This window comes from Pseudomonas sp. LS.1a, from assembly GCF_022533585.1.
Classification (GTDB): domain Bacteria; phylum Pseudomonadota; class Gammaproteobacteria; order Pseudomonadales; family Pseudomonadaceae; genus Aquipseudomonas.
This window is the reverse complement of the sequence record NZ_CP092827.1, coordinates 24010-37038: the sequence shown is the minus strand read 5'-3', so window position 1 is coordinate 37038 and position 13029 is coordinate 24010. Positions and strand designations below refer to the sequence as shown.

Below are 13029 nucleotides of genomic sequence, written 5' to 3'. Positions count from 1 at the left end.
CCAGTCATTGCCCGCCATGGGCTTTACCCATGTTATCCACAGTCGCATCTTGATAGGCAAGCGGTTCGCATAACCCTCAACGATGGAAGCTACCATGACGCGCCCGAATATCCTGTTCATCATGGCCGACCAGATGGCAGCACCCTTGCTGCCGATCTACGCCCCTTCGCCGATCCAGATGCCGTACCTGAGCCGCCTTGCCGAACAGGCGGTGGTGTTCGACTCGGCCTACTGCAACAGCCCGTTGTGCGCGCCGTCGCGCTTCACCCTGGTCAGCGGCCAGCTGCCCAGCCGCATCGGCGCCTACGACAACGCCGCCGACTTCCCCGCCGACGTACCGACCTACGCCCATTACCTGCGCCGCCTGGGCTACCGCACCGCGCTGTCGGGCAAGATGCACTTCTGCGGCCCGGACCAGCTGCATGGCTACGAAGAACGCCTGACCAGCGACATCTACCCGGCCGACTACGGCTGGGCGGTGAACTGGGATGAGCCAGACGTGCGCCCTAGCTGGTACCACAACATGTCCTCGGTGCTGCAGGCCGGCCCGTGCGTACGCACCAACCAGCTGGATTTCGACGAGGAAGTGGTGTTCAAGGCGCGCCAGTACCTGTACGACCATGTGCGCGAAAACGATGGCCGGCCGTTCTGCCTGACCGTGTCGATGACCCACCCGCACGACCCGTACACCATCCCCAGGCGCTATTGGGATCGCTACGAGGGTGTGGATATCCCCATGCCCCGCGCCGAACCCGGCCAGGCAGAACTCGACCCGCACTCGCTGCGTCTGCTGAAGGTTTACGACCTGTGGGACAAGCCGCTGCCTGTGGACAAGGTCCGTGACGCCCGCCGTGCCTACTTCGGCGCCTGCAGCTACATCGACGACAACATCGGCCTGCTGCTGCAGACCCTGGAGGAATGCAACCTGGCCGAAGACACCCTGATCGTGTTCTCCGGTGACCACGGTGACATGCTTGGCGAGCGCGGCCTCTGGTACAAGATGCACTGGTTCGAGATGTCGGCACGGGTGCCGCTGCTGGTGCACGCGCCGAAGCGCTTCGTGCCAGCCCGGGTCAGCGCCTCGGTGTCGACCTGCGACCTGCTGCCGACCCTGGTCGAGCTGGCTGGCGGCGCTGTGGATAACCACCTGCACCTGGATGGCCGCTCACTGGTCGGCCACCTGCAAGGGCAGGGCGGCCATGACGAAGTGATCGGCGAGTACATGGCCGAAGGCACCGTCGGCCCGCTGATGATGATCCGCCGCGGGCCTTACAAGTTCGTGTACAGCGAAGACGACCCGTGCCTACTCTACGACCTGAGCCGCGACCCGCACGAGCGGGAGAACCTCACCGACAGCCCGGAGCACCAGGCGCTGCTGCAGGCATTTGTCGATGAAGCACAGCAGCGCTGGGATATCCCCAGCTTGCGCCAGCAGGTACTGACCAGCCAGCGGCGGCGCCGCCTGGTGGCCGAGGCGCTGGCCATCGGCAAGCTGAAAAGCTGGGACCACCAACCGCTGGTGGACGCCAGCCAACAGTACATGCGCAACCATATCGATCTCGACGACCTCGAGCGCAAGGCACGTTATCCACAGCCCGCCCCCCTGGATTGAGAAGAGAGGCCGCCATGCACAAGTTCTCCGCCGCCGTGTTCGCCCTGGCCCTGAGCCTGGGTACCGCCACGGCCCACGCCGCCGACAGCGACGCGCAATGCAGTACCGTGAAGATGGCCGACCCCGGCTGGAGCGATATCGCTTCCACCAACGCCGTGGCCCGCCTGCTTCTGGAAAGCCTGGGTTACCAGGTAAAAATCGATAGCCTGGCCGTGCCGATCATCTACGGCGGCCTCAAGGATGGCCGGGTCGATGCCTTCCTCGGCAACTGGATGCCGGCGCAGCAGGGCTTTCATGACAAGTTCATCGCCAATGGCGATGTGCAGCAACTGGCGCGCAACCTGGAAGGAACCGAATTCACCCTGGCAGTGCCCGACTATGTGTGGAATGCCGGGGTGAAGGACTTCGCCGACCTGCAGAAACACGCCGATCAGTTCGACAAGAAGCTGTACGGGATTGGCTCCGGGGCACCCGCCAACCTGTCGTTGAAGGAAATCATCGACAAGAATGAGTTCAACCTTGGCCAGTGGAAGCTGGTGGAGTCCAGCGAGCAGGCGATGCTGGCGCAGGTCGACCGTGCGGTGAAGAAACAGCAGTTCATCACCTTCCTCGGCTGGACCCCGCACCCGATGAACGTAAAGCTGAAGATGCACTACCTGAGCGGCGGGGAGCAGTGGTTTGGCAGCAAGGGCGAGGTGTATACCCTGACCCGCAAGGGTTATCCACAAGCCTGCCCGAATGCGGCCAGGCTGCTAGGTAACCTGAAGTTCACGCTGGACATGGAAAACAGCATCATGGCCGAGGTTGTGGACAAGAAGATCAGCTTCGATGATGCGGCCAAGGCCTGGGTGAAGGCACATCCCGAGTTGCTGGAAGGGTGGCTGGCCGGGGTGACTACCAAGGCAGATGGCAATGCCCTGGAGGCTGTCAAAGCCAAACTGTAACCTGACAAGCAAACCTCTATCCCTGTGGGAGCGGGTTCACCCGCGAATGCGTCGGTAGATTCACTGCAGCATTCGCGGGTAAACCCGCTCCCACAGGGGACAGTGCAATTTCAGGATTGTGGATAACCCATGCATCGCCTCACTCACCTGCTGCCCTTCCTCACCTGGCTGCCCCGCCAATCGGGCCGTAGCCTGCGCCAGGACCTGCTGGTGGGCCTGAGCGGCGCAATCCTCGCCCTGCCGCAATCCATTGCCTACGCCCTGATCGCCGGCCTGCCCGCCGAATACGGCCTGTACGCCGCCATCGTGCCAGTGCTGATCGCCTGCCTGTGGGGCTCGTCCTGGCACCTGATCTGCGGCCCGACCGCTGCCATCTCCATCGTCCTCTATGCCAGCATCAGCCCGCTGGCCGTGGCCGGTAGCGCCGACTACGTCACCCTGGTGCTGCTGCTGACCTTCCTCGGCGGCATCTTCCAGTTGCTGCTGGGGCTTTTGCGCTTCGGTGCACTGGTCAATTTCGTCTCCCATTCCGTGGTGCTCGGCTTCACCTTGGGCGCCGCTGTCGTCATTGCCCTGGGCCAGCTGCCCAACCTGCTGGGCATGGACCTGCCCAGCCAGGCCACGGCGCTGAAGACCGTGCAGGACCTGGCCAGCCATGCCGGCGAGGTCGACCTGCCTTCCTTGATTCTGGGCCTGGCCACAGTAGCGATCGGCGTGGCCTTCAAAGTCTGGCGCCCACGCTGGCCCAGCCTGTTGATAAGTCTGATTTTGGTAAGCCTGCTGGCCTGGTTGCTGCCCGGGTTCTTTGGCCATGTGCCGCGTGTGCCGGCATTCACCGGGCAGCTGCCACCCTTCAACCCGCTGCCCTTGCTGGATGTGGAACTGATCCTGCGCCTGCTGCCCAGCGCCGTGGCGGTGGGCATGCTCGGGCTGGTCACCAGCCTGTCGATCGCCCGCTCGTTGTCGGCACGTTCGGAGCAGTTGATCGACGCAGACCAGGAAATACGCGCACAGGGCCTGTCGAACATCGTCGGTGCGTTTTTCTCCGGTTACCTGTCTTCCGGCTCCTTCACCCGCTCCGGGCTGAGCTACGACGCCGGCGCCCGCTCGCCCATGGCCGGGGTATTCTCGGCGCTGTGGGTGGCGGTGTTCGCCGTTGCCGGGGCCGGGCTGATCGCGCACCTGCCAATTCCGGCCATGGCCGGCAGCATCCTGTTGATCTGCTGGGGATTGGTGGACCACCGGGGGATTCGCGCGCTGTTCCGGGTGAGCCGCTCGGAGTTTCTGGTAATGGCACTGACGGCGGCGGCGACCTTGTTGCTGGAATTGCAGACGGCGATCTATGCCGGGGTGCTGGCGTCGCTGTTCTTCTATCTGAAGCGAACGTCACGGCCACGGGTACAGCAGAGCCGTGAAGGTGATGCGGATGTATTGCGGGTGGGCGGTTCGATCTTCTTTGGTGCGGCGCATTACCTGCAGGTGCGCTTGCAGCGCTGCCAGGGGCCGCATGTGGTGATCGATGCGCGGCAGGTGAACTTCATCGATTACTCGGGTGTGGATATGTTGCACCGCGAGGCGCGGCGGTTGCGGCGGGCGGGGGGAGTCTGACCCTGCATCGGGCCAGGCCGCAGGTGATCGAGGAATTGCAGAAGCTGGAAGGGGTGGAGATGTGTCCGATCCGGTTTGAGGAGTGATAGCTGAGATCCTGGGGCTGCTTTGCAGCCCATCGCGACACAAGGCCGCTCCCACAGATCCAATGTGGGAGCGGCCTTGTGTCGCGATGGGCTGCAAAGCAGCCCCAAAATCTCAGCCCCGAGCCAGCTGCCGGCGCAACTCTGCCAAAACCGGCGCCGTATCCGGCCGCACCCCACGCCAGATAAAGAAAGCCTCAGCCGCCTGCTCAGCCAGCATCCCCAGCCCATCCAGCACCTTGGCCGCCCCCAGCTTCTCTGCCCACTGGCAAAACGGCGTAGGCTCCTTGCCATACATCATGTCGTAGCAAACCGTGCGCCCGGCCTCGACCAGGCTGTCGGCAATCGGCGGCAACTCACCGGCCAGGCTCGCCGAAGTGGCATTGATGATCACATCCACCGGCTCTTGCAACCAGGCAAACCCGCTGGCCACCACCGGCCCCAGTTCATCGAACTCACGCGCCAGCTGCTCGGCCTTTTCCACGGTACGGTTGGCAATCACCAGCGACTGCGGCTTGTGCGACAGGATCGGCTCCAGCACGCCACGCACCGCACCACCAGCACCCAGGATCAGAATGCGTTTGCCCGCCAGCTCGACCCCGGCATTCACCGTCAGGTCGCGCACCAGGCCAGCGCCATCGGTATTGTCGCCCTGCAGGGTGCCGTCGGCCAGCTTGCTGAGTGTGTTCACCGCGCCAGCGCGCCGGGCACGCGGAGTCAGGCTGTCGCACAGGCGATAGGCCTCTTCCTTGAACGGCACGGTGACGTTGCCGCCGCGGCCTTGCTTGAAGAAGCCGCGTGCGCAGTCGCTGAACTCGTCCAGTGGCGCCAGCAGCGTGGCGTACTCCAGGTCCTGCCCGGTCTGTTCGGCGAACAGGCGATGGATCAGCGGCGACTTGCTGTGGCCGATGGGGTTACCAAAAACGACGTACTGGTCCATGACGGCTCCTAGGTTATCCACAGGCTTACTGACCGAGCCAGTCGCGGTCCTGCAGGAAGTATTCGGTCAGGCGCGCTTCTTCGCTGCCGGGCGCGGCCTTCCAGTCGTAGCCCCAGCGCACCTGCGGCGGCAGCGACATGAGGATGGACTCGGTGCGGCCACCGGACTGCAGGCCGAACAGGGTGCCACGGTCATAGACCAGATTGAACTCCACATAGCGGCCACGGCGGTATTCCTGGAACTCGCGCTGCTGCGGCGTGTAGGGCGTGTCCTTGCGGCGCTGGACAATTGGCAGGTAGGCGTTGATGTAGGCATCGCCGATGGCGCGGATGAAGGCGAAGCAGGTGTCGAAGTCCCACTCGTTCAGGTCATCGAAGAACAGGCCACCAATGCCGCGTGGCTCGCCACGGTGCTTGAGGTGGAAGTAGCGGTCGCACCAGGCCTTGTAGCGCGGGTACACGTCGGCGCCGAACGGCGCGCAGGCCTGCTCGGCCACGCGGTGCCAGTGGATGCAGTCTTCTTCATTGCCGTAGTACGGGGTCAGGTCGAAGCCGCCGCCGAACCACCAGACAGCCTCTTCACCTTCCTTTTCGGCGATGAAGAAACGCACGTTGGCGTGGGAGGTGGGCACATGCGGGTTGTGCGGATGGATCACCAGCGACACGCCCAGGGCCTCGAAGCCACGGCCCGCCAGCTCGGGGCGGTGGGCACTGGCCGACGGCGGCAGGCCGGCGCCGAACACATGGGAGAAGTTGACCCCGCCTTTCTCGATCACCTTGCCGTCGCCGATCACCCGCGTGCGGCCCCCGCCACCGGCTTCGCGCACCCAGGCGTCCTCGACGAAGCGGGCGCCGCCGTCTTCTGTTTCGAGGGCAGAGCAGATGCGATCTTGCAGGTCGAGCAGGTAGGCTTTCACGGCCTCGGTGCGGCTAGTCATCGGGTCACCAGGAACGGGCAGGGAAGAATTCGCCGCGTAGCATACCACCGCCAGCCCACGCGCCGCAGTTGACGGCGATCATGCAAAGGCGTCCGATAGAAGGCCTTTCCCGATCCCGACGACAGGAGTGCGAGATGGCCAAGCGTATCCAGTTCAGCCAGCATGGCGGCCCGGAAGTGCTGCAGTTTGTGGAATTCGAACCAGCCCCACCCGGGCCACAGCAGGTACGTGTGCGTAACCATGCGATCGGCCTGAACTTCATCGATACCTACTTCCGCAGCGGGCTATATGCGCCGCCGTCCCTGCCTTCGGGGCTGGGCACTGAAGCGGCTGGCGTGGTCGAGGCCGTGGGCGAGGGCGTGACCCGGTTGAAAGTGGGTGACCGCGTGGCCCATGCCGGCGGCCCGCTGGGCGCGTACAGCGAAGTGCATACGCTGCCGGAAGCCAACCTGGTCAAGTTGCCCGACAACATCAGCTTCGAGCAGGCGGCGGCGGTGATGCTCAAGGGTTTGACCGTGCAGTACCTGCTGAAGCAGACCTATGAGGTGAAGGCGGGTGACGTGATCCTGTTCCACGCAGCAGCTGGCGGCGTGGGTTCGTTGGCGTGCCAGTGGGCCAAGGCCTTGGGCGCCAAGCTGATCGGGACCGTGAGTTCTGCCGAGAAGGCCGAGCGGGCCATGGCGCTAGGGGCGTGGGCGACCATCGACTACAGCCATGAGGACGTGGTCAAGCGGGTGCTGGAGCTGACCGACGGCAAGAAATGCCCGGTGGTGTATGACGGTGTGGGTGCCGATACCTGGCTGACCTCGCTGGACTGCCTGCAGCCTCGTGGGTTGATGGTGAGCTTTGGCAATGCCTCAGGCGCGGTGAGCGGGGTGAACCTGGGAATTCTGGCGCAGAAGGGTTCGCTGTATGTGACCCGGCCGACCCTGGCGAGCTATGCCAACAATGCCGAGAATACCCAGGCCATGGCCGATGACCTGTTTGCGATGATTGGTAGTGGGAAACTGGTAGTGGATATCCAGCAGCGGTATCCGCTGAGTGAGGCGGCCAAGGCACAGGCTGAGCTGTCGGCACGCAGGACTGTGGGGTCGACTGTTTTGTTGCCTTGATTGGTAGAGGGCCGAATTGAGGCGACCAGGTGCTTGCCTTGGTTTTTGTGGTGTTGCGGATATCGAGCGCCGCCCGCGCGGCGCATCGCGAGCAAGCTCGCTCCTACATTTGTTTCGGGCCAGGTATTCCTGAGGTAGGCGCGCGCGGCCCCTTGGCGTTCACCTCAATATCGTGTGGAACAAACAAGGCGGTCGCGCGCGCTGGCGCAGGCGTTACTGGCCTGAAACAGATGTAGGAGCGAGCTTGCTCGCGATGCGCCGCGCGGGCGGCGCTCGATCTCACAGGCGCTAAAAAACCTAAAGGCGGACACTTGTCAGCCCTCACACCTTCTTCTGCGACGGCGAATTCGACTCGATGCCATCGAGTATCGCCTCCACCACACCCTCTGCCATTTCAATCGCATGCAGGTTCGACCAGAACATGCCACGGCCTTCTTCGCGCATGTAATCCAGGGCTTTGTAGCCGGTCTCGTAGGCGCTGCGCAGGTACAGGGCCACGTGGACCAGAGCGTCCTCGGCGGAAATGTTCGGGTTTACGGTGAACAGCGGTTCATGGCCGGCATCGCATCGACCAAACGGGCGGGTAGAAGTACAGGGTAGGGATGGATCGGGGACTATCTTCTTCATCTTGAGATCTCGCTTCATGGCCGCGCCCATTCGTTACCACGCGAATAGGTGGCAGCTGTACGCGGGGTGGTAAACCGGGTGGGAGATCTCAAAACCCAGCAGGCACGAAGCCTCCCGCGCACAGCCGCCATGGACTGCCAAGATCACCCTAATCCCGGGTTACCACACCCGATCGCCAAGGTATTCAGCGATGGATGAAGCCTAGAGACACTGGTTCCCACTGAGAAGGTGATGGCAGGGGACGCGGCTCGTAGGATATTTCTCAATCCTCAAACCGGACAGCCATTCGGGACAAAATCAGAAAAATCTGCGGGGACCTGGCCCTGACCTGTGGGAGCGGGCATGCCCGCGAACACGGGCGCAGCCCGTGCCAGGCACCGCGTTGGATTCTTCGCGGGCTCGCCCGCTCCCACAGGAGGTCGCGACCAGGCCAGTGGATATGTATCAGCCTGGCCGAACGACTTCGCCAGTGGCCAGGTTGCGAATCACACTCGGGTTCTTCCTTCCACCCAACGCCCCGCCCAGCACCAGATCCAGCTGCCCATGGAAGTACTGCTCCACCCGCAACCGGGTCTTCGCCGCCGGGCGCCCGCCCGGGTTGCACGAAGTGGAAATCAACGGCCCCACCAGCGCGCACAGCTCACGCACCACCGGATGGTCGCTGACCCGCAACGCCACGGTGTCATGCTCCCCGGTCACCCACTCGGGCAACAGGTCCTGGTGCGGCACCAGCCAGGTATTCGGCCCCGGCCAGGTGCTGCCCATGCGATCAATCCAGTCCTCGGGGAAATCCTCGAACAAAAAGTCGAACTGGCGGATGTTGTCGGCGACCAGGATCAGGCCTTTATCCACAGGCCGGGACTTCAGCGCCAGCAGGCGATACACCGCGTCCTCGTTCCACGGGTCGCAGCCCAGGCCCCAGACCGCTTCCGTCGGGTAGGCAATCACTGCACCCGCCCGGATCTCACGTGCGGCTTGTTGCACACGAAAACTGCTCACCATTTCTGTTACTCCGCCTAAATACCTTGCTGGTGAGCAGTGTACTTAGCCCGCGCGGGCAAACCAACGCCCGGCTTCATTGCTGACCCGGCCTTCCAGTTCAAGCTCGGTCAGCTGTGCCAGCACATCGGCCAACGGCTGCTCGCTGCAGTGGGCCAGGCTTTCGCTGGTCTGCGGCGCGGCATGCAGCAGGGCAAGCAGGGGATGGTCGAATTTGTCCACAACCGCAGGCGGCAGGTTCTGCCAGCCCTGCAGGCTTTCCAGGATCTGTTCCACGCTCTCCACCAGCAGCGCACCGTCACGAATCAACTGGTGGCAGCCCTTGGCCCCGGGGTGGTGAATGGAGCCCGGTATGGCATACACCTCACGGCCTTGCTCGGCGGCCAGGCGTGCGGTGATCAGCGAACCACTGGCCAGGCTGGCCTCGACCACCAGCACGCCCAGCGACAGGCCACTGATGATGCGATTGCGCCGCGGGAAGTTGCCGGGCAGTGGCCCGGCATCCAGCGGGTACTCGGAAACCAGCGCGCCGCCATTGTCGATCATCGCTTGCGCAAGCGACTTGTGGCGCTGTGGATAAAGTTTTTGCAACCCCGTGCCGAGCACGCCAATCGTGCCGCCACCCGCCTGCAGTGCGGCCCGATGAGCGGCACCGTCGATGCCCACGGCCAAGCCGCTGGTAATGGTGAAACCGGCCTGCGCCAGGTAACGGGAAAATGCCGCAGCGGTGTCGAGCGCCGGGGGTGAAGCACGTCTGCTGCCCACAATTGCCAGCTGTGGGCGCTCGAGCAAGGCCGGGTCGCCAGCGATGAAAAGCAGCGGTGGGGCATCGTCGATTTCCGCCAATAGTGGCGGGTAGCCAGGGTCGTCCCACATCAGTAAATGCTGGCCCGGGCGCTCTAGCCAGGCCATTGCGGCCAGTGCACCTTCACGTACTTCGGCACTGCGGCGGGCATCGATGGTGGCCTGTGGTATGCCCAATGCGCGCCAGGCGCCGGCCGGTGCGCACAGTGCCGACGAAGCACTGCCAAAGGCTTCCAGCAAGGTGTTAAAGCGACGCAATCCTGTTTCCGGCAGCCGGTGCAGGCGTAATCGCGCCTCCAGTTCGGCAGGCGGAAGAGGCGACAAATGGTAGCTCTGCATATGGATCATCCTTGATCGAAATAGGGCCATCGACGTGGCACAAGCTGTGGATAACTTTGTTGATAACGCTTTGACAACCTGTCCATCGAATGGGCTATAAGCAGCCCTTGGAAACCCTAGCCGAGCTTTGCCAGGTGCTGAAATCCCCGTTTCCCTTTATTATGTGTGCTCAGTTTTCAACCGAACGCACAGTGACTGCCTGACCTTATGGCCATCTTGAACATTCTCGAATTCCCGGACCCGCGCCTGCGCACCATCGCCAAACCGGTGACGGAGTTCGACGACGCCCTGCGTCAGCTGATCGACGACATGTTTGAAACCATGTACGAAGCCCCTGGCATCGGCCTGGCTGCCACCCAGGTCAACGTGCACAAGCAGGTCGTGGTCATGGACCTCAGTGAAGACCGCAGCGAGCCGCGCGTCTTCATCAACCCCACGGTCGAAGAGCTGACCCACGACATGGGCCAGTACCAGGAAGGCTGCCTGTCGGTACCTGGCTTCTACGAGAACGTCGACCGCCCGCTGCGTGTGCGGGTCAAGGCCCAGGACCGCGACGGCAAGCCGTACGAGCTGGAATGCGAAGGCCTGCTGGCGGTGTGCGTGCAGCACGAATTCGATCACCTCAACGGCAAGCTGTTCGTCGACTACCTGTCGCAGCTCAAGCGCGACCGGATCAAGAAGAAGCTGGAAAAGCAGCACCGCCAGCAAGCCTGATCCCCACCTTCCAGAAGGCTTGCTCCGGCAAGCCTTTTTCTTTTTTGAAGCGAGAACTCCATGCGCATCGTCTTTGCAGGCACTCCAGAGTTTGCCGCCGAACACCTCAAGGCCTTGCTCGACAGCCCCTACGAGATCGTGGCCGTCTACACCCAGCCCGACCGCCCAGCCGGCCGCGGCCAAAAGCTGATGCCGAGCCCGGTCAAGCAACTGGCTGTGGCCCATGACATCCCGGTGTTCCAGCCGCCGACCCTGCGCAACGCCGAAGCCCAGGCCGAACTGGCCGCGCTGCAGCCGGACCTGATGGTGGTGGTCGCCTATGGCCTGATCCTGCCGCAAGTGGTGCTGGATATCCCGCGCCTGGGCTGCATCAACAGCCACGCCTCGCTGCTGCCACGCTGGCGCGGTGCCGCACCGATCCAGCGCGCCGTGGAAGCCGGCGACGCCGAGAGCGGTGTGACCGTGATGCGCATGGAAGCAGGCCTGGACACCGGCCCGATGCTGCTCAAGGTAGCCACCCCGATCAGCGCCGAAGACACCGGCGGCAGCCTGCACGACCGCCTCGCACAAATGGGCCCGCCGGCTGTAGTCCAGGCCATCGCCGGCCTGGCCGACGGTTCGCTGCACGGTGAAGTGCAGGACGATACCCTGGCCACCTATGCGCACAAGCTGAACAAGGACGAGGCGCGTATCGACTGGAGCCGCCCGGCCGTCGAACTGGAGCGCTTGATCCGTGCCTTCAACCCGTGGCCGGTGTGCCACAGCACCCTCGATGGCGAAAGCGTGAAAGTGCTGGCCGCCAACTTGTCCACAGCGGCAGGGGCCCCTGGCGAGATCCTCTCCGCCAGCAAGGACGGCCTGGTGGTCGCCTGCGGTGACCAGGCGCTGAGCCTGACCCGCCTGCAACTGCCTGGCGGCAAGGCGCTGAACTTCAGTGACCTGTTCAACAGCCGCCGCGAGAAATTCGCCAGCGGCAAGGTGCTGGGCCAATGAACCCTCGCCTCGCCGCCGCCCGTGCCCTTGCCGCTGTGCTCAGCGGCAAGGCCTCGCTGAACAGCTCGCTGCCGGCGCAACTGGACAAGGTCGATGAACGCGACCGCGGCCTGACCCAGGACCTGGCGTTCGGCACCGCGCGCTGGCAACCACGCCTCGACCTGCTGGCCGCGCAACTGCTGCAGAAGCCGTTCAAGGCCGCCGATGCCGATGTGCAGGCGCTGCTGCTGGTCGGCCTGTACCAGCTGTTCTACAGCCGTATCCCGGCCCACGCCGCCATCGGCGAGACCGTTGGCTGCGCCGACAAGCTGAAGAAACCATGGGCCAAGGGCCTGCTCAATGCCGTGCTGCGTCGCGCCCAACGCGAGGGCGAAGAGTTGCTGGCCGGCATGGAGCGCGACCCGGTGGTACGCACTGCCCACCCGCGCTGGCTACAGAAGTCGCTCAAAGCCTTCTGGCCGGAGCAATGGGAGGCCATCTGCGCCGCCAACAATGCCCACCCGCCGATGATCCTGCGGGTCAACCGCCGCCACCACAGTCGCGACGCCTACCTGGCACTGCTGGCCGAAGCGGGCGTTGGCGCCAGCGCCTGCCAGTACAGCCGTGACGGCATCGTGCTGGCCGAAGCCTGCGACGTGCGCGGCCTGCCAGGCTTTGCCGAAGGCTGGGTGAGCGTGCAGGACGAAGCCGCGCAGCTGTCCGCCGACCTGCTGGAACTGGCCCCCGGCCAGCGCGTGCTCGACGCCTGCTGTGCACCGGGCGGCAAGACCTGCCACCTGCTGGAAGCCGAAGCCGGCCTGGCCCACGTGGTGGCCATCGACCTCGAAGCCAAGCGCCTGACCCGTGTGCGCGAGAACCTCGACCGCCTGCGGCTGGACGCCGAGCTGATTGCCTGCGATGCCCGCGATACCGCCAGCTGGTGGGACGGCAAGCCGTTCCAGCGCATCCTCCTCGACGCACCATGCTCGGCCACCGGCGTGATCCGCCGCCACCCGGACATCAAGCTGACCCGTCAGGCCGACGACATCCCGGCCCTGGCCACGCTGCAAGGCGAGCTGCTCGATGCCCTGTGGCCGACCCTGGAAGTGGGCGGCATGCTGCTGTATGCCACCTGCTCCAGCCTGCCGACCGAGAACACCGAAGTGATCGACGCTTTCCTCGCCCGCACCCCGGGCGCCCGTGAGCTGGACCTGGCCACCGAAGCCGGCCTGCGCCAGCCCCACGGCCGCCAGTTGCTGGCCCAGGAGGGCGGCCACGACGGTTTCTACTATGCCAAGCTGATCAAGATCGCCGCCTCGCGCGGATAAGAACAAAAGG

General features: G+C 64.2%; 11 protein-coding genes and 1 pseudogene. 7 read left to right on the top strand and 5 right to left on the bottom strand.

The window, feature by feature from the left end:
- Window positions 1-94: 94 nt before the first annotated feature.
- From betC to MKK04_RS00150, 3 genes and pseudogenes are all read left to right on the top strand, one after another.
- Window positions 95-1612: a choline-sulfatase gene (betC, locus tag MKK04_RS00160; protein WP_233688222.1), complete on the top strand. Its 1518-nt coding sequence runs from the start codon at window positions 95-97 to the stop codon at window positions 1610-1612.
- 14 nt (window positions 1613-1626) lie between these two features.
- A complete protein-coding gene (choX, locus tag MKK04_RS00155) occupies window positions 1627-2556 on the top strand; it encodes a choline ABC transporter substrate-binding protein (protein ID WP_233693999.1) in 930 nt (309 codons plus the stop codon).
- Between the two features lie 129 nt (window positions 2557-2685).
- Window positions 2686-4250 (top strand): annotated as a pseudogene (locus tag MKK04_RS00150) (SulP family inorganic anion transporter).
- A 112-nt stretch (window positions 4251-4362) separates the two neighbouring features.
- On the opposite strand, the gene aroE reads toward MKK04_RS00150, so the two are convergent.
- Window positions 4363-5187: a shikimate dehydrogenase gene (gene aroE, locus MKK04_RS00145; RefSeq protein ID WP_207831440.1), complete on the bottom strand. Its 825-nt coding sequence runs from the start codon at window positions 5185-5187 to the stop codon at window positions 4363-4365.
- 25 nt (window positions 5188-5212) lie between these two features.
- The gene (hemF, locus tag MKK04_RS00140) at window positions 5213-6124 is read right to left on the bottom strand and encodes an oxygen-dependent coproporphyrinogen oxidase (protein WP_014754944.1); all 912 of its coding nucleotides are present in this window, start codon (window positions 6122-6124) and stop codon (window positions 5213-5215) included.
- Between the two features lie 134 nt (window positions 6125-6258).
- Here hemF and MKK04_RS00135 point away from each other — a divergent pair, with 134 nt between their 5' ends.
- Window positions 6259-7236: an NADPH:quinone reductase gene (locus tag MKK04_RS00135; protein ID WP_233687628.1), complete on the top strand. Its 978-nt coding sequence runs from the start codon at window positions 6259-6261 to the stop codon at window positions 7234-7236.
- Window positions 7237-7557: 321 nt separating this feature from the next.
- Here the strand turns inward: MKK04_RS00135 and MKK04_RS00130 are convergent, their stop codons facing one another.
- From MKK04_RS00130 to dprA, 3 genes are all read right to left on the bottom strand, one after another.
- The gene (locus MKK04_RS00130; protein ID WP_233687627.1) at window positions 7558-7863 is read right to left on the bottom strand and encodes a DUF3077 domain-containing protein; all 306 of its coding nucleotides are present in this window, start codon (window positions 7861-7863) and stop codon (window positions 7558-7560) included.
- A gap of 444 nt (window positions 7864-8307) precedes the next feature.
- A complete protein-coding gene (locus MKK04_RS00125; RefSeq protein ID WP_023660948.1) occupies window positions 8308-8865 on the bottom strand; it encodes an L-threonylcarbamoyladenylate synthase in 558 nt (185 codons plus the stop codon).
- Window positions 8866-8907: 42 nt separating this feature from the next.
- Window positions 8908-10005, bottom strand: a complete 1098-nt coding sequence (gene dprA, locus MKK04_RS00120) for a DNA-processing protein DprA (protein WP_233694000.1) — start codon at window positions 10003-10005, stop codon at window positions 8908-8910.
- Between the two features lie 207 nt (window positions 10006-10212).
- Here dprA and def point away from each other — a divergent pair, with 207 nt between their 5' ends.
- The 3 genes from def to rsmB are packed head-to-tail and all read left to right on the top strand — an operon-like array spanning window position 10213 to window position 13019.
- Window positions 10213-10719: a peptide deformylase gene (def, locus tag MKK04_RS00115; RefSeq protein ID WP_051097836.1), complete on the top strand. Its 507-nt coding sequence runs from the start codon at window positions 10213-10215 to the stop codon at window positions 10717-10719.
- 60 nt (window positions 10720-10779) lie between these two features.
- A complete protein-coding gene (gene fmt / locus MKK04_RS00110) occupies window positions 10780-11712 on the top strand; it encodes a methionyl-tRNA formyltransferase (protein ID WP_063912308.1) in 933 nt (310 codons plus the stop codon).
- Window positions 11709-13019, top strand: coding sequence for a 16S rRNA (cytosine(967)-C(5))-methyltransferase RsmB (gene rsmB, locus MKK04_RS00105; protein ID WP_233694001.1), 1311 nt, complete (start codon window positions 11709-11711; stop codon window positions 13017-13019). The genes fmt and rsmB overlap by 4 nt, the downstream gene beginning before the upstream one ends.
- The last annotated feature ends 10 nt before the right edge of the window (window positions 13020-13029 follow it).